Origin of the sequence: Rahnella sp. GSA61A, from assembly GCF_019969905.1 — a bacterium.
Lineage (GTDB): Bacteria > Pseudomonadota > Gammaproteobacteria > Enterobacterales > Enterobacteriaceae > Rahnella > Rahnella aceris.
In genome coordinates, this window is sequence record NZ_JAHXYO010000023.1 from 46,659 (window position 1) to 67,146 (window position 20,488).

The following is a 20,488-nucleotide window of genomic DNA, read 5'->3' on the forward strand; positions in this document are numbered from 1 at the left end:
CCTGATGTCGGTGTCTGCGACACACTTTGAACACGATTTTGCTCAAGGGGAAATTATGCCGGAATTACCTGAGGTTGAAACCAGCCGCAGAGGGATTGAACCCTATCTGAAAGGTCACACGATACTGCATGCCATTGTGCGTAATCCGCGCCTGCGCTGGCCTGTCTCGGCGGAGATCTTAGCGTTAAGCGATCAGCCGGTTCTGAGTGTGCAGCGTCGGGCGAAATATCTGCTGGTTGAGCTGCAAACCGGATGGATTATCATTCATCTGGGCATGTCCGGCAGTTTGCGGGTATTGCCGGAAGAAACTGAAGCAGGTAAGCATGACCACGTTGATCTGGTGATGGATACCGGCCATGTGCTGCGTTATACCGATCCGCGACGTTTTGGTGCCTGGTTATGGTCTTCTGATCTGGCGGCCAGTAATGTCTTAGCCCATCTGGGGCCGGAACCGCTGAGCGAGGATTTCAACTCAGATTATCTGTTTGAGAAATCCCGTACGAAGAAATCGCCAATCAAACCCTGGCTGATGGATAACAAACTGGTGGTCGGCGTCGGGAATATCTATGCCAGCGAATCCCTTTTTGTTGCCGGTATTTCACCTGACAGACCTGCACATTCGCTCAAACGTGATGAGACGGAATTACTGGTGAGAACCATCAAAGCGGTATTGCTGCGCTCTATTGAACAGGGCGGGACGACGCTGAAAGACTTTCTACAGTCAGATGGGAAGCCAGGATATTTTGCACAAGAACTGCAGGTATACGGCAGAACGGGCGAGCCTTGCCGCGCATGTGGTACGCCCATTGAGAGTAAGAAACACGCTCAGCGCACCACGTTTTTCTGCCCGCGCTGTCAGCGCTAACGCATGATTCAGGCGCTGATTTTTTCCATCAGTGCCTGAGTAATGATTTGCGGCAGGAAAGGCGTGATATCCCCACCGTGGCGGGCGACTTCTTTGACCAGCGAAGAAGAAATAAACGACCATTCTTTTGAGGGCATCATGAACACGCTTTCCAGCGTTGGCAGCAAATGTCGGTTCATGTTCGCCAGTTGCATCTCATATTCAAAATCAGACACCGCACGTAATCCCCGTACCAGCACGTTTGCGCCCTGATTTTTGGCGAAATTCGCCATCAAATCGCTGAAACCAATGACTTCAACATTATCCAGATGGGATGTGACCTGGGTCGCCAGTGCCACGCGTTCATCCAGCGAAAACATCGGTTTTTTGCTCGGGCTGGCCGCAATCGCAAGAATGACCTGGTCGAACATCAGCGCCGCACGGGTGACGATATCGAGATGCCCGTTGGTCATCGGGTCGAACGTACCGGGATAAATTGCCTTAGTGCTCATGACGGCTCACTTTTGCAGTTGGTGGCTGAGTGCCCACAGGGCGGCATATTTATTGAACGTATATTGTGCATTGACGCCTGCCAGGATCAACCCCTGCTTTCCATCCATAAAACCGGCCCGCAGGATCCAGGTTTTGACGAATGCGCCCAGCGTATGCGAAAGAATTGAGGAAAAACTGCAACGGCGGCCTTGCTGATGGCGTTGCTCTGCCCATGCCTGCGCATAGCTGAGTTGTTTACGCTGGAAGGCGAAAAGGTCGCGACAGGTGAGATGCAGCAGGTCACCTTGCAAAGCAACGACAGTCGCATTGCCTGTGTTCAGTGATTCATGCACCAGATCGTCGTTGTAGCAGAATGTAGCAGGGTACAGGCGGTTGACCCGATCAGGATACCAGCCGCTGTGGCGCATGAATTTTCCGAGGAACAGATTACTGCGTCCGAGGCTATAAACGGTATTTTCCTGCGGGCAATTCAGCACGGTTTCAATCGACTGGCGTAATTCAGGGGTGACACGCTCGTCGGCATCGATCATCAAAATGTAGTCACCGGTGGCATGACTTTGCGCCAGCTGGCGCTGTTTGCCAAAACCCGGCCACTCTGTGTTCTGGAATACTTTAGCGCCGAAGTGGCGGGCAACATCCTGCGTCGCATCGTTGCTGCCGGAATCGAGCAGAATTATTTCATCTGCCCAGTCTACTGACTTAAGGCATTCCGGCAATAAATCCGCCTCATTACGGGCAATCAGCACGACGGATAAACGTTTTTTATCAGCCATTAATGACTCCGGATGGGCAGATAAGGCTCCAGTAAATGCAGCAGGCGCTGTAACGCCCCCTGATTTTGATGCAGAACTTCAACGGCATGGCGACCGTAATACAAACGGTAGTCTTCATCGGTCAACAGTGTAGAAATTTCTTTCACCAGCGATGCAGTATCAGTGACCGTGATCAGACCGTCGTCCTGAGCCAGCTTGGCGCAGATGTCTTTGAAATTGAAGGTATGGGGTCCCATCAGCACCGGAATTGCGTGGGCTGCCGCTTCCAGGGGATTATGGCCTCCGCGATCGACCAGACTGCCACCGACAAATGCCAGGTCAGCAATGCCATACAGCAACATTAATTCGCCCATCGTATCGCCGATCACGACCTGAGTGGCCGAAGAAGGAACTTCCCCTGAGCTGCGCTGAATGAAAGAGAGGCCAGCTTTGCGCGTCAGCTCACAAGCTACCGGGAAACGTTCAGGATGGCGCGGCACCAGAATAAGCAGCAAGTTCGGATGCGCTTTCAGCAGCTCTTTGTGCGCCTCCAGCAGTAAAGTTTCTTCGCCTTCATGCGTACTGGTAGCGATCCACACCTGACGGCGTGATGCCCACTGGCTGCGCAGTGCAATGGCTTTTGCCGCCAGTTCCGGCGTGACCGAGATATCGAATTTCAGGCTACCGGTCACCGCAAGCTGGTTGCGTTTGAGTCCTAAAGACAAGAAGCGTTCACCATCTTCCTGATTCTGTGCGGCGATCAGTGTAATGCGTTGCAAAATGGTGCGAATGAATTTGCCTAGCTTCTGGTATCCCTTCGCTGAACGGGCAGAAAGACGGGCATTGGCGATAACCAGTGGAATTTTGCGACGATGCAATGCACTGATAAGGTTCGGCCAAAGCTCGGTTTCCATAATGATTACCAGCTTGGGGTTAACCTCATCCAGGAAACGATTTACGGATCCGGCCAGATCATAAGGCAGATAGACGTGGTGCACACCCTTGCCAAAAGCGGACTGAACACGCTCTGAGCCTGTCGGTGTCATGGTGGTGACGGTAATTGGCAAGGAAGGATAACGATGACGTAATGCGCGGACTAAAGGGATCGCTGCCAGCGTTTCTCCAACGGAAACGGAATGCAGCATAATGCCGCCGGAGACAACCTTTCCTTTGCAGAAGCCATAACGTTCAGCCCAGCGTTTACGATAGGCGGGCGACTTGCGGCTGCGCAAAAGTAAACGGATCCAAATCAATGGCTGAATTAAATATATGATTATATTATAAAAAATATTCATCTTTTATCAGGCGTTGCATAAGGGAAAGTCAATTTCATAGAGCGAAAATAGTCCCGGCGGATAGATGGGCACATGTTATCAGATAAGTGTGATCGACTCATCATGTCAGCGCCTGCGTCCTCAGACCAGTAACGAGTGATAAAGTGTAACCAACTGTTTTGAAAGGTTTTTAGGGCTGTAAGGTAAAATCCGGTCTCTTGCCGCATTTCCCATCTGGTCATTTTCCTGACGTGAAGGAATTTTATTGACGTATTCGCTAAGTCTTATCACATCCAGCGCATCGCAAACGAAGCCTTCGCGCCCCTGCATAATAAACTCTGCGCCACCACAGGTTTCGCTGGTGATAACGGGCAATCCGCAGGCCATGGCTTCAAGAATCACGTTCGGGAACGGGTCGTATAATGTCGGCAGAATCATGCCATCAGCCGCATGGTAATAAGGGAGTACATTGTTTTGTACCCCGACAAAGCGGACCCGGTCAGCGCATCCTGATTGCTGAGCCAGCGACGCATATTTTTTCTGGTCTTTATCTTGTCCGACGACAATGAGGTAGCGATCGCCACAAGCGATCGCTTCAATGGCAGGCTTCAGCCCTTTGCGTTCAAAACCTGAACCTACGTAAATCAGTGCCACGGCCTGCGCAGGAATTGAAAGCATTTCACGCGCAGCAAGGCGCTGTGCATCTGTCGCCGGTACGAATTTTTGGGAATCAATGGCGTTATAGATCACTTCAAAACGGCTCTCATCAACTCCGTAACAGCGGATGATATCCCGTTTTACCATCTCAGAATTGCAGATGATTTTTTTCAATGCCGGGGAGTGGAACATCTCTTCTTCGGCTTGCAGGACATAGCGGTGGTAGGGGCTGATTTTTGTAAGAAAACGCTGAAGAGGGGAAATGACACGCGCCCGTTGTTCCAGCCAGACACGATGTGCACCATCGCCGGCCCGGAAAATGTCGCAACCCGGAATACGTTCGTGGCTTTGCACTATGTCGAAATGTTCCTGTTTCCAACATTGTTGCGCAGCAGCGGCAAAACCCTTCTCACGTGAAACACGGCCATACTTTGCCGGATTACACAGGTGAATTTTCCATTGCGGATTTGGCTTGCCTTCCCACTGGCGGGTAATAATATTCAGATCAATATTTTGGTCATCCAGTGCCTCCAGGGCGCGGGAAATAAAACGTTCCGCGCCGCCATCCGGGCGATATTTTTGTCTGACAATCGCTAAACGGATGTTTTTCCCACTGGCGGCATTAGTCATGCAGATAACTCCTGGCTGCATCAATCACATCACTGACAGGGATTGCATGCAGATAACGTTGTTGAGTTTTTGTATCGATCGAATCGGGTGCGGGTAGCGGCGCGTAGTCCCCCGCCCAGAGAGTGGTATTATTTTTGCCCCATGGACGCCAGTGTTGCATTTTCGTCGGGCCGAATAAGGCGACGCAAGGCGTATTAAGCGCGGCGGCCATATGCATCGGCGCAGAATCCACCCCAATAAAGAGTTTTGCACCGTCAATCATTGCAGCCAGCTGGGTCAGTGATAACTGACCGGCGACAGAGATCACCTGCGGATTGTGCGTGAGATCCTGGATTTTGCTCACCATATCCAGCTCTTTCTTATCCGGGCCGGAGGTCATCACGATCGTCAGGCCGGTTTCAGCAAGTCCATCAATCACATTGGCGAATTTGTCATCATCCCAGCATTTGAACGTCCAGCGGGACGTTGGCTGAATCACAATATATTCGCCGGACACCTGATTTTTCAGAAGTAATTGCTGACAAAATGACTTGTCACTTTCTGAATAATGCATTGATGTCAGAGCGTTATCGGTGGAAATACCAAGCGGTGACAAAATCGACATATTCTGTTCGACAGTATGCAAAATGCTGTGATTTTCGGTCGTCACTAACTGCGTATGACCTGCCCGCCAGAAAGCAGAACGTCGTTTTTTATAGTCGAATCCTAAACGAACTTTCGCGCCACTAAATCGGGAAATCAAAGCACTGCGCCATTGATCGGCAAGATTAATCACCAGATCATAATGTCGGTCGCGAACAGCTTTGAGTAACTGATATTCCTGTTGTAACTGATAGCGGACACCTTGTTTTTTCCATGTTCTGTCAATGACATGGATATGAGATAGCGCTGGATGTTCACTGAGAATAGGGCGAGTTTCTTTATACAGAAGCACATCAATTTCAGCATCGGGGTAATGCTCGCGTAGCCTGTTTATCACCGGCGTGGTCAGCACCATATCTCCATGATGACGGAGTTTCACCAGAAGAATTCTTTGGGGTCTGAACGCTGCGTATTTGGCTTCTGAATTAGGCATTCTATTATCTGATAGTAGAATATAGTGAGTTGATTTTAGGTGAAGAATCGTATGCTGTGAAGTTATTTATCTTCCTGATATAGAAAGATAAATAACTTCATTTATGAAATAGTTAGATTCCACTTAAACGAATAAAGGAATCGTCTCTTTCTGAAACAACTTAACCGAGTTTTTTACGCAGGTTATGGAGACGATACAGCCACAGTAACAGTTGCCACCATTGTTTCGGTCCGCGTGCGTTACGCAGCATTATCCTGCGTGTGCCGGAGGTGTAAATATCGTCGATCATGGCTTTCTGAGCGGCCTGAACAGGCTCGCGGCGAACAGAATGACAAACCGTCAGGGCTTCCCGGGTGACCTGTCTCGGAAACTCCGCATAGATTTTTACCCGGTCTTTATATCGCTTATTTAATTCATCAAGCATTTTGGCGATTTTCAGGTAATGCCGTTGATATTCAACGTTTTTCATTCCGGTTCTTTTTTGGTTACTGATTGACTGACCATGAATGTAATAGCGATAAAGCACCTCTTGGGTGTATTTCACGCGGCGTGCGTTGAACATGAATTCGGTTGTCCAGGGAATATCCTGATGATGCAGGCCGGGTTCAAAATACAGATGATGCTTTTTAATAAGTTCCAGACGATAGACACCTAACCACACTACGTGCAAATAACGGTTTGTTGCCAGCGCCATTTTAAGCCAGTGCGGGCCATCCAGCACGGCAGTCGACGTTAAACGATCGGTGGGGATGATGGGTTTAACTTTTTCTGAGCCGACAAAATAACGTTCACCATTGCATTGTGCGACATCCAGATCATCCTGTTCACACAGTTCAATCAGCGTTTGGTACATGTTCGGATAGAGTATGTCATCGGCATCCGGAAAAGTGACGTACTGACCTTTGGCGATATCCAGGCCAGCATTACGCGCACGCGATACGCCGCCGTTAGCCTGATGAATGACGCGAATATGCGGGTATTTCTCAGCATATTCTTGCGCAACGCACTCGGAACCGTCTGTCGAACCATCATTGACGATAATGATCTCGAAGTTTGTCAGCGTCTGGGCGACGAGCGAATCCATAAAGTTTCGGAACATTTCCCCTGCGTTATACAGAGGGATAATCGCGCTGAGCTTAATGTTGTCGGATGTCGTTGTAAGGGGCATATCACACAATTTCCACTGATAAGGAGGGCAATCAACCGGGCCGGTGTAAGTTTCACAGCCCGGAAAAAATCATTGTTTTTCTATCGCGGGATGTGGCCTCATCCTGAGCATCATCAGGTAGGCAAATACCAGCACAATAAAATACGGTGATTCGCGATTGTAAAACTGGGTATCACCCATGCTGAAGTAAATTACCGGGACCGACAGTAATAAAAATTCGTAACCTTTGGGCACCAGCCTGAAGGGATAGAGCAATAATACGGCGAAGAAAAGTACCATAATCAATGCGCCTAAAATTCCCTGTAATGACATTGTATCGATAATATCATTGTGCAAATGGAACTGAAGATTGCGTAACGCTTCCGGGTTTCCGCCTTCATGCTCATCGATGAACGTGGTGGCAAGTGCATTGCGGCTGTCGGCGGACTGACCAAACGGGTGATGTTTGAAAGCATCCACTCCGGCTCGCCACATTGAGAAACGCGCACCGACTGAAGTATTACGCTCCCCGTCATTGTAAGAGGTAACCTCGTTTTGGAGATTATCGAAGCGGGTGAGGACTTTATTGTAATAAGGATGACCAGAAGTCACGGCGGCAATAATTAAGACCGCAATGGCAAAACCGTAGATGATTTTAGACGTATGCGAGCTTTTGGTGAAATCGTAAATAATGCTGCCTGCACTAATAAGTATAAAGAGTATTATTGCAGAGCGGGTTTCTGTGGCAGCGAGAACCGCAAAAGTTAGCGTCATCACAATCAGACAAATGAGCCTGTAATGCTTTAACGCATGATATTTAAGACTGTACATCACCAGCAAAGAAAAAATAGTAAATGTATAGGCGCCGGAAGTCGGAGCGTCAGAATTTATTTTCATTCTTTCGCCTGTCTTTAAATAAACAATGATTCGTATGACGGATATAACGATAAAAAGAATCGTCATAATAGCTATCCCCGTGCGCACTGTCAGTGCAGGGATTTTCCATTTGTGAATGTTATGTTCAATGGCATACAGAATAAATGAAGCTAATATGAGTCTCTTACCGCTAATTTGGTAATGATAGGCAATGAGCGGATATTGATGGTTTACGGTGAGCATAACCCAAAGCAACTTGCTGATACCCAGAAGTAGAATTGTGCAGGCAACCGGGTAGAATTTAATTTTCTTATCAACACGCAGGGTGACGTAGATGAAATACAGGACAGCAATATACGTTGCGATATAAAAGAAATTCCGGGTTATTTCACCAGAGTACATAAAGAAAGAAATGGAAATGGTAATCAATAAGAATAGTAAAGATGCAAGTTTATCGTCAAAAGACGATTTTTTTATCTGTGCCATCAGATTACTTTTCATAAAGAGCTTTTCCTGAAAATCTTATTATTCATATATTTGGTCATCCAGCGCAAGCTGGTCAGGTAGCGACCCTTATGCCAGAGTGCCTGGGCATAGCGTTTCATCTCTTTATAGGAAACCGGCACGTCATGTGGGACTGCGTGCCATGGGGATTGCGCATAATATTGATCATAAATATCGGCCAGTTCTCCCATTCCCCAAAGGTGCCAGGGTTTACATTTACCCGTATAATGAATCAGGATGGTATCTTTCGGGATATCAACTCTCTTTCCCACTTTATTTAAAATGATGTCACACACAAAATTATATCTTTTAGGAAGCAGCAGAACTTCCTGTTCCAGGACAATATTAAGTGCGTCCTGATCAGGGAATTTAAATTCACTTTCCTGAAGGCTAAGTGTCCGGATGATCCGCTCAGTTGTATTTTTCTCAAGCCATTGAGGGATATTGATGTATAAGAATCCTGAGTTGAAATAATTTCCCTTTGTCAGACTTAACTGTGAACAAAGTTTATTTCTTGCCCGTTGCGTATCATTGACGGCTGCCAGCGTATAAGGGCTGATATCCATCTCGCTCAGTTCTTTATAACTGCCTAAACATAATGTGTCCGCGTCAAGGTAGAGTAATTTTGATGTGACGCCAGAAAGGATGTAGGGAGTGAATAACCGATAATAAATAGCCTGAGGATAGCGCCCCATCAGCGGTAAAGCAGTGAACGCAGATTCTTTAAAAACGTAACAGGTGATGGCCAGCGGATGATTTGCCGCCAGCTCAAGCAGCCGGGATTTTGATATTTCATCGAGCGCACTGCCAAATATATGAATATGAAAAGCTAAGTCAGGATTGTTTTTCAGAACAGAAAAGACAGTGACCCCCATACCACGGGCATAGGCATTATTTATTCCGAATGCGATATGGACCACCGGGAGTGATGAATCCCCTAAATTGTTCACGAGCTCTTCTTTATGCTCGAGATAGCTCATATATTTATGGTCAGACATAATGTTGTACCTGACTTGTTTTGCTTATAACAAATGAACGTATTTTCTCCAGTTGAGCATCACTGAGTGAAAAAAGTTCTTCAGCACTGTGCCGGAATTGATAAGGTGCTGAGAAAATAAAAGATTCAGGCGCGAGTTTTTTATCTTCAGGCGTCAGGATGAGTGGCGCATAGGTTGGATGCTGCTCGGTTAAGTCACAAGGACCCGCTAAACATACCACTGGGATATTCACCGCATCTGCGATATACACGTTTCCAGAATCTGAGGCGATATACATATCCATCTGAGAAATGGCATGTGGGACTTCATGCAATTTTAGCTTACCGATCAGGTTAATGATGTTTTCGCGAGCACTGAGTTTTTCCAGCAACTGATCAAGGTATTTCTGCTCATTCTCCGGGCCAAAAACATAAAACTGACAAGGAAGGCCAGCCAGGGTATTAAGGATTTTAATCCATACCGCTGTCGGAATTGTTTTAGCTTTATTGCCTGCCGAAATGCTGATACCAATTTTGACCTGCTTGCTTGCCGCCAGCTCCGGCAAGGTTTTTTCAGGTATCCACAAGGGAAGGGTGGCATGTTTAGTATAGCTTTCTGCGCTGAGGCTGGGGTCTGCCAGCTTAAGATAACTTTCCAGCGTAAAATCGGTTTTCTGATGCAAACGAACAACGTCGGCCGTCTGATAAAAAATCCCGTGATACCACTTGCGGGTATAAGCGATCAGAAAGGCTTTATGCTTCGCATTACAGAAGGCGGCATAGAAAACGTTAACGCTGTTAGGTTGTAGCAGATAAATATTGTCGTAGCGGTTGAGCAGGCGAAAGGCGAGACCAATTTTACTGACTAAAGATTTTTTGTAATCTTCAATGAGATAAATAGAATCGATCGTCGAATCGTGTGCAGCCAAAGGCAAAACCGTTTTACTGATCAAGACATCTGATTTTTTTAAATGCTTCAGTAAAGGCGTGATATTGACGAAATCACCAATTTTGGCGGTTTGTATGACCAGATTTCGCCCTTTGCCCTGATGAAAAGGCTTCATCAGCATTTTGAACGGCCACAGCAAGATGAAAATAATCACGTAGCTCATGGTCGGTTCATTTCCTCTTTCGCAGCGGTCAGATCACTCAGACGCTCAAAGACGGTTTTGGCTGGTAAGTTTTCCAGTGAATTGTTCTCGGCTTTGAGGATAAACTGATTCTTTCCATACCCGCCAATCAATCCCGGATCGGTCGGTCCGTAAAGCGTGATATTTGGACGATCCAGCGCGGCAGTCAGATGGCTCAGCCCCGTATCAACAGAAATGACCGCTTTCGCACCGGCTAAAACCTCAGCAACTTTTTCCAGACTCAACTTAGGCAACACCTCGACATAAGGGAAACCTTCCGCCAGACGCAATGCGCGCTGATGTTCATGGTCTGCCCCCCACGGAAGTTTGATGCGGATATCTTGCCCGCCGAACATGCTGATCAGCTCACGCCAGTGTTCTTCCGGCCAATGTTTATCGGCGCGGGTGGTGGCATGAAGAAACACCAGATACCGGCCCGCGTCGGCAGGAAGATGGGAGAGGAAACGTGCTGCAATAGCATAATCTCCCTGGCCTGATGGCTTTTCATAGCCCAGGCTTTTCGCAAACAATTCCCGGGTACGTTCTACCGCGTGCTGCTTTTTATCGATTTCATGACGCTGATTGTAGAACCAGCTGGCGAATGGTTCACGGGCACTTTTACAATCCTGACCGTGTTTTTCACCTTTTGCGACACGGGTGATCAGTGCCGCGCTTTTAATCAGACCCTGAGCATCGATGATCGCATCATAGGTTTGAGACTGAACTTCGCGTTTGAAATCACAGCGTTGCTGACGGGTTTCAGAGCCGAACCAGTTTTTACGCCAGCGGCGGATGGCGACAGGTATCACGCGATCAACGGCAGGATGCCAGCCGGGGATCTGGCTAAATCCTTCTTCCACGACCCAGTCAAAGCGGATCCCGGCAATGGCCTGCATAGCATCCGTCAACGCCGGAAGGGTATGCAGAACGTCGCCCATGGACGACGTTTTGACGATGAGAACCCGCATTAAAGCTCCTTCCTTGCGCTCAGCAACTGGGTGAGTTCCTGATAAACTTGTCCGGGTTGAATATCAATTAAACTTTGGTGATAGCCTTCTTCAGCATCGCCTTTACGGACTTTATGATAGCCAGTGATCAGACGTATAACTTTTGCCTGATGGCTGAGGGGCGGTGTGAAGTCCGGGCTGCTGGGCCCGTAAAGTGCTATCAGCGGTTTATCCAGCGCGGCGGCAACATGCATCAGGCCTGAATCATTACTGACGACCGCATGACAGGCGGCAATCATCACCACCGCCTGATCCAATGAGGTTTTCCCCGCCAGATTGAGACAGAAAGGTTGCGCGTTTTCTGTCAGTGCCAGGCGGATTTGTTCACCTGCTGCGTTATCTTTTGCAGAGCCAAAGAGCACCACCTGATAGCCTTCGCTGATCAGTTTTTCAGCCAACACCGCGTAGTGATAATGAGGCCAGCGCTTTGCCGGACCAAACTCTGCGCCAGGGCAGAAACCAATCAGCGGCCGGGTGTTATCCACAGAGAATGAGGTTTTAACCGCGGTGACTTCAGCGTCGCCGACCTCTAATTTAGGCCAGAGAATGGGTTGTGGAAGATCAGCGGCAGTTTTGATTTGCCGGGCATCGTAGCCCAGAGCAGCATAACGCTGAACCATCAGTGGAAAAGCGGGTTTATCCAGCACCCGCAAATCATTGAGCAGACCATAGCGCATTTCGCCACGCCAGCCGGTGCGTTGCGGAATACGGGCAAAGAAAGGAACCAGCGCCGATTTAAACGAGTTAGGCAGAACGAATGCACGCTGATATTTCTCATTGCGCAATGAAATACCCAGACGACGACGTTCGCCCAATTCCAGCGCACCGTGGCCCAGCGGCATGGCCAGCGCCTGATGTACTTCCGGCATGCGATCAAGTAAAGGACGGCACCATGCAGGTGCCATCACGTCAATCTGAGCGTCGGGGTGCGCAGCTTTCAGGGTGCGATAAAGACTTTGTGACATCATCATGTCACCGACCCATGACGGCCCAATTACCAGTATTTTCATACCGTTAATCCATTCCTCAATGTGCAGGGCTTAAACTGTGCGGTTAAGCCAGCTCATGTATTCCGTAACACCTTCGGCAACCGTTTTGAACGGTTTGTCGTAACCGGCGTTACGCAGGGCCGTCATGTCGGCCTGTGTGAAGGACTGGTAACGGCCTTTGAGTTTTTCCGGGAATGGAATGTATTCGATATCGCCCGACTTGTGGTATGCCACGACAGCATCTGCCACAGCCTGGAAGGATTCCGAACGTCCGGTACCGCAGTTAAAAATGCCCGAAACACCGTTTTGCCAGAACCACAGGTTCACGGCTGCCACATCACCCACGTAGATAAAATCGCGTTTGAAGCCTTCGCTGCCCGAGAACAGTTTTGGGTTCTCCCCGGCCTTGATCTGATTATTCAGATGGAACGCTACGCTCGCCATGCTGCCTTTATGGCCTTCACGCGGTCCGTAAACGTTGAAATAACGGAAACCACAAATTTGAGATTCAGCGTGCGGCAGAATTTCGCGAACATACTGGTCAAACAGGAACTTAGAGTAACCATAGACGTTCAGCGGTTGCTCGTATTTACGCTCTTCAACAAAGCTGGTGCTCTGGCTACCATAAGTGGCTGCGGAAGACGCATAAAGGAAGGGAATGCTGCGATCTAAACAATAATGCAGGACATCTTTAGAGTACTGATAGTTGTTATCCATCATGTACTTGCCGTCCCACTCGGTAGTGGAAGAGCATGCGCCTTCGTGGAAAATGGCGTCGATATCACCCAGATCGTCGCCGGCCACGATGCTGGCGATAAAATCTTCTTTGTCGCAATAATCCGCAATATCCAGATCCACCAGATTGACGAACTTGGTGCCATCTTTCAGATTATCCACCACCAGAATATCGCGGTATCCCATATCATTGAGCGATTTAATAATATTGCTGCCGATAAAACCAGCGCCGCCAGTGACGATTATCATGGGATTCACCTTTAATCATTTGAAGAACTGCGCACCATGCACAGCCTGTATATTGGGTAATATCATAACACTTCATTATGAAGCTCACATTGGGAAGGTGTCCGATAACAGGGATTCTTATGTTTCAGAGCGTAAGGCGTGAACTATGCTGCAAAACAAAGATATTGTGAGCACTTCCATCGTTATTTTATATGCAGATTAGTAAGGTATTCCGTGAATGAGTCATTTCAGGAGAATACTGTATGTCTGTTTCGTTTTATCGCCAGCTGGAAGATCAGCTGGAGCAGGCCCGGGTTGAAGGGCTGTTTAAAGAAGAACGCATTCTCACCACGCCCCAGCAGGCTGAAGTCTCCGTCGCTGGCGGCCGTCCGGTCATCAATTTTTGCGCCAACAACTACCTTGGCCTGGCGAATCATCCCGAACTGATCCGTGCTGCAAAAGCCGGTCTCGACAGCCACGGTTTCGGCATGGCTTCGGTCCGCTTTATCTGCGGCACACAAGATACGCACAAAGAACTTGAACACCGTCTGGCTGACTTTCTCGGTATGGACGATGCGATCCTCTATTCCTCCTGCTTTGATGCCAACGGTGGGTTATTTGAAACACTGCTGGGTGAAGAAGACGCCATCATTTCGGATGCGCTGAATCATGCCTCAATAATCGATGGTGTTCGCTTATGCAAAGCGAAACGCTATCGGTATGCCAACAACGATATGTCTGAACTGGAAACCCGTTTGCAGCAGGCAAAAGATGAGGGTGCCCGTCATATTCTGGTGGCAACTGACGGCGTATTTTCAATGGATGGCGTGATAGCCAACCTGAAGGGCGTGTGCGACCTGGCCGAACGGTTCGACGCGCTGGTGATGGTCGATGATTCCCATGCGGTAGGTTTTGTCGGTGCCGAAGGGCGGGGAACGCACGAATATTGCGATGTGATGGGGCGCGTGGACATCATCACTGGCACGCTTGGCAAAGCGCTGGGCGGGGCTTCCGGCGGTTATACCGCTGCGCGTCAGGAAGTGATCGACTGGTTGCGTCAGCGTTCGCGGCCCTATCTCTTCTCTAATTCCCTGGCACCGTCGATTGTTTCTGCCTCCCTGAAAGTGCTTTCCATGCTCGAAGAAGGCAGCGAACTGCGTGAGCGTTTGCTCAGCAATTCAAAATTGTTCCGCGAGAAAATGACCGCCGCGGGTTTCACGCTGGCGGGGGCTGATCACGCCATTATCCCGGTGATGCTTGGCGAGGCTCGTCTGGCTCAGGAGTTTGCGTCGCTTTTGCAGCAGGAAGGGATTTACGTCACCGGCTTCTTTTACCCGGTGGTGCCTCAGGGGCAGGCGCGCATCCGTACTCAAATGTCAGCAGCGCACAGCACGGAACAAATCGAAAAGGCCGTTGAAGCCTTCACCCGTATTGGCAAAAAACTTGGCGTGATCGCCTGAGGAATGTCGATGAAAGCTTTAGCAAAACTCAAACGTGAAGAAGGCATCTGGATGACGGATGTGGCCGTGCCGGAATTAGGGCACAACGATTTGCTGATCAAAATCCGTAAAACCGCCATTTGCGGAACCGATGTGCACATCTACAACTGGGACGAATGGTCACAAAAAACCATTCCCGTACCAATGGTGGTCGGACACGAATATGTCGGCGAAGTGGTGGGCATCGGGCAGGAAGTTAAAGGTTTCAGTATCGGTGACCGGGTGTCGGGCGAGGGGCATATTACCTGCGGACACTGCCGTAATTGCCGGGGAGGACGTACGCATTTGTGCCGCAACGCACAGGGCGTGGGGGTAAACCGTCCGGGCGCTTTTGCGGAGTATCTGGTATTGCCTGCTTTTAATGCGTTTAAAATCCCGGACAATATTTCTGATGATCTGGCTGCCATTTTTGATCCCTTTGGTAATGCTGTGCATACCGCATTGTCGTTTGATCTGGTCGGCGAGGATGTTCTGATCAGCGGTGCCGGGCCGATTGGCATCATGGCGGCAGCCATTTGCAAACATGTCGGTGCCCGCCATGTGGTGATCACGGATATGAACGAATACCGTCTGGAACTCGCGCGCAAAATGGGTGTGACGCGGGCGGTGAATGTCAGCCAGCAAAGCTTGCAGAATGTGATGGATGAGCTGGGCATGACGGAAGGGTTTGACGTCGGGCTGGAAATGTCAGGTGCACCTGCGGCATTTCGCAGCATGCTTAACGCCATGAACCATGGCGGCCGGATTGCGATGCTGGGCATTCCATCGACCGAGATGGCAATCGACTGGAATCAGGTGATTTTCAAAGGACTGTTTATTAAAGGGATTTACGGAAGGGAAATGTTCGAAACCTGGTACAAAATGGCCGCCCTGATCCAGTCAGGATTAGATCTTACACCTCTGATTACGCACCATTTTCCGATTGATGAATTCCAGAAAGGGTTTGATGCGATGCGCTCCGGGCATTCCGGCAAAGTGATACTTAACTGGTAATCTGGCGCTCTGAAAATGCAAAAGCCCGCTGAAAATAGCGGGCTTTTGCTGATAGCGGGCGCAGTCTTTACGCCGCAGGACCGGCCATTTGTTTCTCGTCATCCGTCAGATAACGCACTTTACGGGTGTAATCCTGACCTTTGAATAACAGTTCATTATCCGGTGAAGCCAGATACTTTTGCCATTCTGTCAGCGGGAAGCCGCCATGAGCGCCGATCACTTCTTTAGGGATAACCGACGGTGTGCCGCCAATTTTTTTCGATACCGGCCAGTTCATCCAGTCGCCCAGATTGACGCTTTTGATGTCCAGCGTATCCAGCATGGCCGCCAGAGGCAGTTGATCTGTCGGGGGCTGGTTGTCTGGCAGAATGTTCCATGTATCGATGAAAAACATAATCCACAGCGGGCACAAACGCTCCCAGGTTTTACGCGTGGCGGCTAAGAAAGCGCCGTTCACGTGATCGACAATATAAGGACGCACGCTGTTTTTGTAATACGCCGGGATGATCTCAGGATCACAACCGTCCAGTTTGGCAATCATCTTGCCCTGACGGAAACTTGAATAAATATGATTTTCATGTAACTGAATTTCCGGCATTTTAAGCAAATTAAGATCGGAATCGATCATCAAAATACCGTCAGTTCTGGCCTGCAAAGGCGCCATCAGTTTGATCAGGCGGCTGAGATAAATTTGTTTATAACGATAATCACCGGATTTGGTTTCAGGGTGAAGCGTGACGATCCGGACTTTCTCCGGTAACGGGCGAAACTGGCTGGCAGCCTGATCGGTAACAATCACGATTTCCTGTAATGCGGTCGCAAATTTATCGGCAAACTCTGCACACAGACAAGCTTCTTCAATATAGTCAGCCCCCGCGGAAGGGATCACCACAGACGTCACGCTGTTCTTTGGTTTTCCTGCCATGACGGTCCCGTCATACGGCAAATTATGGCGTGAAAGAATGTGACGATATTTTGGATTTAGAAATTTGAACATATTCAGCCTTGTTTCTTTTTCACACTGCTTAAAACGGTTTCAACGCCTGAGACATATTTTTCAATTGCAAATTTTTCGCGAACAGTCAGATTTGCCTGCTCTGCAATTTCATTTCTCAGATGGGCATTGAGATACAGTGTTTTCATATGATTAAAGAGCATATCAATATCGCCATACTCAAATAACATGCCGGTTTCTGCATTTTTAATCAGTTCGGCTGTACCGGTGACATTCGAACCAATCACCGGCGTTTTCAGCAGCATGGATTCCAACACGACCCGCGGAAGCCCTTCACTTTTTGAGCCTAATATAAAGGCATCAAACGCGGACAGATATTCCAGCGCATTGCTCTGGAAGCCTGTAAATACCACTTTATCCATCATATTCAGAGCCGAAGTTTGCTGAATGAGACGGCGTAAATTCGGGCCTTCACCCACAAACACCATTTTCCATTTGGCTTCCGGAAATGCGCGATTAAATTTGTCTAGTGCCAGTAATGTGAAGTGATGAGCTTTGCGGTTAATCAGAGAACCTATACTGCCAAAGATGAACGTGTCGTTGTCGGCTGCTAATTCTTCCCGGATTTTTGTGCCTTCGGGCAATGGCTGATGGATATCAATGCCATTAAAAACGGTAAAACATAACTCTTTGCGTACACCACGTTTGAGCAGTTGTTCCTGAACGCCTTGAGAAACAGAGATAATGCTGTGGCAGAACCGGTTAACGATGCGCACAACCTCCCGGTTGAGCACCGGTTCAATGCGACAATGCTGTACGATTTCTGTGGGTAAACCGGCAGTAGAATAATAGCCTTCGACGTTAGAGCTGGGCTGATTATTCATATAGAGAATGTCAAACTGACCGAGTTCAAGCAGGGAGTGAATTTTGCGGATATTGGGATTAATACGCCAGATTTTGTCGATAGAGTAAATGGCTTTCTGACGCAAATTACTGCTAAAGAAAAACAGCGTTCTTAATACTTCTTTAGCTATTTTCGCCCAGGCAGGTTGCTTAACCTGCGGAATAAAAAATACCGGTACATTCAGTGAGTTTAAAATCTGACTGATAGTTTCGCCGTTGTCCCGGGCGTAATCGTTGTAAAAGCAGCAGCTGATTTCATATTTTTCACGATCGATTCTTTTCAGCAGTTCTAACATGCTGTTAGTCCCGCCTCCCCATTCCTTGCCACTATCCAGTAGCAGAATTTTAGATCGATCTTGTCCCATCGGTTAGCGCCCTTGCTCAGTCCGGTCAAAAAAATATACAGCGCCCATTATATGAGGCAAAACCCAGAAGCTCTACTTTTTAGTTTGGCTATGAAATCAATTGATATCAATAAGTTATTTGGTGATGCCAAATATATGCGTACCACCAATATAATCAGGAAACCGCCAATGTGTGCGATTTCTACTTTTTAGTAAAAGTTGTTATCACAGAATACTGCCGTTCAACAAATGCCGCAGCGGGTGAAGATTTCAGGCTTTCCCCCAGAATTTTAAACATGCTGTCGGCATAAATCTGCGGGAGAGGTTGCCTGAGGCGGCAGATGCTGATGCCTTTACGTGATGATTTTACGGGCGTAATCGTGACCTTACCGGCGGGTGTGCTGCGCTGTGGTTCGTTCAGCAGATCACTTGGCCTGACCAGAACGATATCGGAAGGTAGATTCGGCAACATTTGCTGCAGTACTTTCACTGTCGTCGGATGCGGGTGTCCTATCGCGATGGCATATCCATTCTTGCGTGCGAGCTGAATTGCGCGTTCAAACTGACGGCGGATTTCCGCTTCATTCTGCACATCATCTAAAAAGACATTGCGCTTAATGACTTTCACCCGGGTGCCCTGAGCCGCTTTGACTGACTGGGTGTTACCAATGGTCATGCTGTCGAGGAAAAACAGGTTGTGGGCATTCATTGCCTGCATGACATTTTCCATCCCGGTCAGGCTGGAGGTCATAGCACTACCCATATGGTTATTGATGCCAATCGCGTAAGGGATATTGCTGATCGCCTGATCGACAATACGTTTCACTTCTGCGGCGCTCATGGAGGGTGTCAGCGTGTCTTTTTCCAGCGGTTGCTTACTAAGTGGCGCCATCGGCAGATGGATCAGAATTTCACGCCCCTGCTGGTGAGCCTTGTTCATCATCATCTGTGAATCGGGTGCGTTGGGGAAAATCGCGACGGATACCGCTTTTGGCATCTGAAGTACCTGGTTTTCCTCATGCTGGCGATAACCAAAGTCATCGATCAGGATGGACAATTTCGCTGCCTGAACCTGACAAGCAAAAAACGCAGTACCACAAAGGGCAGCTAAAACGGACTTGTTATATCGCAATGCTATCTTCCCAACCACGGCTGTGGATTAACGGCCTGGCCCTGACGACGAATTTCAAAATACAGCGATGGCTGGCCTTGTCCGCCGCTGTTCCCAACTTTAGCAATGGCCTGGCCCGTTCTGACCTGGTCGCCTACGCTGACCAGTGCATCCTGGTTGTAACCGTACAGGCTCATATCGCCTTTGCCATGATCGATAACCACAACCAAACCGTATCCCTGTAACCAGTCCGCCAGAATGACGCGTCCGTCAGCAATCGCCCGGACATCACTGCCTTCTCTTGCTGAGATAACAATCCCTTTCCAGCGTAGTTCACCCTGCAGCTGTTCGCCGAAGCGATGTATCAACGAACCATTAACAGGCCACATATTTTGACCTGATGGTCTGCCCAGACCGCCGGTACGGGCCATCAGAGATTGCTCGCTTTGGGTCGGTTTGTAGGTGGAACCGGATTTCTTCGCCTGCTGTTCTTTCGCTCTGACTGCCGCAGCTTCACGCGCTTCTTTTTCTGCGCGTGCTTTGGCAGCACGTTCGGCAGCGGCAATTTTGTTTTGCAGGCTGGATTCGTTAGCGCGCAGTTCGGTCAGGCTCTGCTCATCTTTTTGCAATGAAGACTCCAGTGCCGTGAGCGTTTGCTTACGGGCGGCACGAGCCTGTTCGAGTTTCTGCTGCTGGGTTTGTTGTTCACTCAGCAGGCTTTTTTGCTGGGTTTGTTTCGATTGCAAAGAAACACGCTGTTCAGCCAGCGTGGCTCGGGTCTGTTTCAGATCCTCAATGGTTTTCTGTCGCGCTTCATTCAGATAACCAAAATAAGCCAGGATCCTCTCGCTGCGTGCGCTCTCTTCGCTGCTCAGCAGTAATTGCAGGCCTTTATGCTGCCCGATCCGGAATGCGGCATCGAGCTGCTTTGCCAGAATAGCTTCCTGCGTCTTTTGCTGTTTTTGCAATTTATCAATGGACGCATTCAGCCCGGAAATGTCTTTTCCCAACGTGGCGAGGGTTGACTGAGTGCTGCGTAACTGACTGCTGGCTGAGGCGATGGTTTTTTCCTGCGCCTGCAATTGCTGCAATAACGTGCCTCGTTGCTGTTTCTGCTGTTTTACGCTTTTCTCTTTTTCCGCGATGTTTTGCTGAATGGTTTTGAGCTGATCTTTATTGTCGTCAGCATGCACACTCACAGAAAGAGACAGCAGGGAAACGCAAAGTAGTAAGGCTGGAGATGGGAAGGCAGATACGGCCTTGTCCTGAGCGGAAAGGCGGGTTCTCATCAGGCTGAAATGATTGAATTTGCTCAAACTTTTTTCCGCTTGTCGACCGTGGATGAT

The 20,488-nt window shown here is 48.8% G+C and carries 19 protein-coding genes; 3 read left to right on the plus strand and 16 right to left on the minus strand.

The annotated features are described in order from the left end of the window. Positions 1-55 precede the first annotated feature (55 nt). Positions 56-865: a bifunctional DNA-formamidopyrimidine glycosylase/DNA-(apurinic or apyrimidinic site) lyase gene (gene mutM / locus LC431_RS22210; protein WP_223510340.1), complete on the plus strand. Its 810-nt coding sequence runs from the start codon at positions 56-58 to the stop codon at positions 863-865. An 8-nt stretch (positions 866-873) separates the two neighbouring features. On the opposite strand, the gene coaD is transcribed toward mutM, so the two are convergent. From coaD to rfaD, 12 genes are all read right to left on the minus strand, one after another. Continuing rightward, complete coding sequence (gene coaD, locus LC431_RS22215; RefSeq protein WP_013577623.1) at positions 874-1,356, minus strand: pantetheine-phosphate adenylyltransferase; 483 nt, start codon at positions 1,354-1,356, stop codon at positions 874-876. Positions 1,357-1,362: 6 nt separating this feature from the next. After that, entirely contained in the window at positions 1,363-2,130 is a 768-nt protein-coding gene (locus tag LC431_RS22220; protein ID WP_037035350.1) for a glycosyltransferase family 2 protein, read from the minus strand. Further along, positions 2,130-3,404 (minus strand): lipid IV(A) 3-deoxy-D-manno-octulosonic acid transferase, encoded by a 1,275-nt coding sequence (gene waaA, locus LC431_RS22225; RefSeq protein WP_013577621.1) that lies wholly within the window; start codon positions 3,402-3,404, stop codon positions 2,130-2,132. The genes LC431_RS22220 and waaA overlap by 1 nt, the downstream gene beginning before the upstream one ends. Positions 3,405-3,524: 120 nt before the next feature. Further along, a complete protein-coding gene (locus LC431_RS22230; protein WP_119262201.1) occupies positions 3,525-4,670 on the minus strand; it encodes a glycosyltransferase family 4 protein in 1,146 nt (381 codons plus the stop codon). Next, the gene (rfaQ, locus tag LC431_RS22235; protein ID WP_013577619.1) at positions 4,663-5,745 is read right to left on the minus strand and encodes a putative lipopolysaccharide heptosyltransferase III; all 1,083 of its coding nucleotides are present in this window, start codon (positions 5,743-5,745) and stop codon (positions 4,663-4,665) included. The genes LC431_RS22230 and rfaQ overlap by 8 nt, the downstream gene beginning before the upstream one ends. Positions 5,746-5,905: 160 nt before the next feature. Then, the gene (locus tag LC431_RS22240) at positions 5,906-6,913 is read right to left on the minus strand and encodes a glycosyltransferase (RefSeq protein ID WP_013577618.1); all 1,008 of its coding nucleotides are present in this window, start codon (positions 6,911-6,913) and stop codon (positions 5,906-5,908) included. Positions 6,914-6,982: 69 nt separating this feature from the next. Further along, positions 6,983-8,269, minus strand: a complete 1,287-nt coding sequence (locus LC431_RS22245) for an O-antigen ligase (RefSeq protein ID WP_112197350.1) — start codon at positions 8,267-8,269, stop codon at positions 6,983-6,985. Then, on the minus strand, positions 8,266-9,270 hold the full coding sequence (locus tag LC431_RS22250) for a glycosyltransferase (protein ID WP_013577616.1): 1,005 nt from the start codon (positions 9,268-9,270) through the stop codon (positions 8,266-8,268). The genes LC431_RS22245 and LC431_RS22250 overlap by 4 nt, the downstream gene beginning before the upstream one ends. Then, a complete protein-coding gene (locus LC431_RS22255; RefSeq protein WP_013577615.1) occupies positions 9,263-10,360 on the minus strand; it encodes a glycosyltransferase family 9 protein in 1,098 nt (365 codons plus the stop codon). The genes LC431_RS22250 and LC431_RS22255 overlap by 8 nt, the downstream gene beginning before the upstream one ends. Then, a complete protein-coding gene (rfaC, locus tag LC431_RS22260) occupies positions 10,357-11,346 on the minus strand; it encodes a lipopolysaccharide heptosyltransferase RfaC (protein ID WP_112152577.1) in 990 nt (329 codons plus the stop codon). Before rfaC ends, LC431_RS22255 begins: the two co-directional genes overlap by 4 nt. Next, the gene (rfaF, locus tag LC431_RS22265; RefSeq protein ID WP_112152576.1) at positions 11,346-12,395 is read right to left on the minus strand and encodes an ADP-heptose--LPS heptosyltransferase RfaF; all 1,050 of its coding nucleotides are present in this window, start codon (positions 12,393-12,395) and stop codon (positions 11,346-11,348) included. The genes rfaC and rfaF overlap by 1 nt, the downstream gene beginning before the upstream one ends. 30 nt (positions 12,396-12,425) lie before the next feature. Continuing rightward, positions 12,426-13,358, minus strand: a complete 933-nt coding sequence (gene rfaD, locus LC431_RS22270; RefSeq protein WP_013577612.1) for an ADP-glyceromanno-heptose 6-epimerase — start codon at positions 13,356-13,358, stop codon at positions 12,426-12,428. A 242-nt stretch (positions 13,359-13,600) separates the two neighbouring features. Here rfaD and kbl point away from each other — a divergent pair, with 242 nt between their 5' ends. Beyond that, positions 13,601-14,797, plus strand: a complete 1,197-nt coding sequence (gene kbl, locus LC431_RS22275; RefSeq protein ID WP_013577611.1) for a glycine C-acetyltransferase — start codon at positions 13,601-13,603, stop codon at positions 14,795-14,797. Positions 14,798-14,806: 9 nt separating this feature from the next. Continuing rightward, positions 14,807-15,829, plus strand: coding sequence for an L-threonine 3-dehydrogenase (gene tdh / locus LC431_RS22280; RefSeq protein ID WP_013577610.1), 1,023 nt, complete (start codon positions 14,807-14,809; stop codon positions 15,827-15,829). A gap of 67 nt (positions 15,830-15,896) precedes the next feature. Here tdh and LC431_RS22285 read toward each other — a convergent pair whose 3' ends face one another. The 4 genes from LC431_RS22285 to envC form a co-directional block, all read right to left on the minus strand. Continuing rightward, positions 15,897-16,826 (minus strand): hypothetical protein, encoded by a 930-nt coding sequence (locus LC431_RS22285; RefSeq protein WP_013577609.1) that lies wholly within the window; start codon positions 16,824-16,826, stop codon positions 15,897-15,899. 2 nt (positions 16,827-16,828) lie between these two features. After that, positions 16,829-18,052 carry a glycosyltransferase gene (locus tag LC431_RS22290; protein ID WP_013577608.1) on the minus strand — a complete coding sequence of 408 codons (1,224 nt, stop codon included), beginning with the start codon at positions 18,050-18,052 and terminating at the stop codon, positions 16,829-16,831. A 181-nt stretch (positions 18,053-18,233) separates the two neighbouring features. Beyond that, positions 18,234-19,163, minus strand: a complete 930-nt coding sequence (locus LC431_RS22295; RefSeq protein WP_153376600.1) for a divergent polysaccharide deacetylase family protein — start codon at positions 19,161-19,163, stop codon at positions 18,234-18,236. A gap of 2 nt (positions 19,164-19,165) precedes the next feature. Continuing rightward, entirely contained in the window at positions 19,166-20,458 is a 1,293-nt protein-coding gene (gene envC, locus LC431_RS22300) for a murein hydrolase activator EnvC (RefSeq protein ID WP_015690600.1), read from the minus strand. Between the last annotated feature and the right edge of the window lie 30 nt (positions 20,459-20,488).

Bases quoted from the DNA above. Each gene is read 5' to 3' on its own strand.
- mutM (WP_223510340.1), top strand. From the start codon at position 56: ATGCCGGAATTACCTGAGGTTGAAACCAGCCGCAGAGGGATTGAACCC.
- coaD (WP_013577623.1), bottom strand. From the start codon at position 1,356: ATGAGCACTAAGGCAATTTATCCCGGTACGTTCGACCCGATGACCAAC.
- LC431_RS22220 (WP_037035350.1), bottom strand. From the start codon at position 2,130: ATGGCTGATAAAAAACGTTTATCCGTCGTGCTGATTGCCCGTAATGAG.
- waaA (WP_013577621.1), bottom strand. From the start codon at position 3,404: ATGAATATTTTTTATAATATAATCATATATTTAATTCAGCCATTGATT.
- LC431_RS22230 (WP_119262201.1), bottom strand. From the start codon at position 4,670: ATGACTAATGCCGCCAGTGGGAAAAACATCCGTTTAGCGATTGTCAGA.
- rfaQ (WP_013577619.1), bottom strand. From the start codon at position 5,745: ATGCCTAATTCAGAAGCCAAATACGCAGCGTTCAGACCCCAAAGAATT.
- LC431_RS22240 (WP_013577618.1), bottom strand. From the start codon at position 6,913: ATGCCCCTTACAACGACATCCGACAACATTAAGCTCAGCGCGATTATC.
- LC431_RS22245 (WP_112197350.1), bottom strand. From the start codon at position 8,269: ATGAAAAGTAATCTGATGGCACAGATAAAAAAATCGTCTTTTGACGAT.
- LC431_RS22250 (WP_013577616.1), bottom strand. From the start codon at position 9,270: ATGTCTGACCATAAATATATGAGCTATCTCGAGCATAAAGAAGAGCTC.
- LC431_RS22255 (WP_013577615.1), bottom strand. From the start codon at position 10,360: ATGAGCTACGTGATTATTTTCATCTTGCTGTGGCCGTTCAAAATGCTG.
- rfaC (WP_112152577.1), bottom strand. From the start codon at position 11,346: ATGCGGGTTCTCATCGTCAAAACGTCGTCCATGGGCGACGTTCTGCAT.
- rfaF (WP_112152576.1), bottom strand. From the start codon at position 12,395: ATGAAAATACTGGTAATTGGGCCGTCATGGGTCGGTGACATGATGATG.
- rfaD (WP_013577612.1), bottom strand. From the start codon at position 13,358: ATGATAATCGTCACTGGCGGCGCTGGTTTTATCGGCAGCAATATTATT.
- kbl (WP_013577611.1), top strand. From the start codon at position 13,601: ATGTCTGTTTCGTTTTATCGCCAGCTGGAAGATCAGCTGGAGCAGGCC.
- tdh (WP_013577610.1), top strand. From the start codon at position 14,807: ATGAAAGCTTTAGCAAAACTCAAACGTGAAGAAGGCATCTGGATGACG.
- LC431_RS22285 (WP_013577609.1), bottom strand. From the start codon at position 16,826: ATGTTCAAATTTCTAAATCCAAAATATCGTCACATTCTTTCACGCCAT.
- LC431_RS22290 (WP_013577608.1), bottom strand. From the start codon at position 18,052: ATGGGACAAGATCGATCTAAAATTCTGCTACTGGATAGTGGCAAGGAA.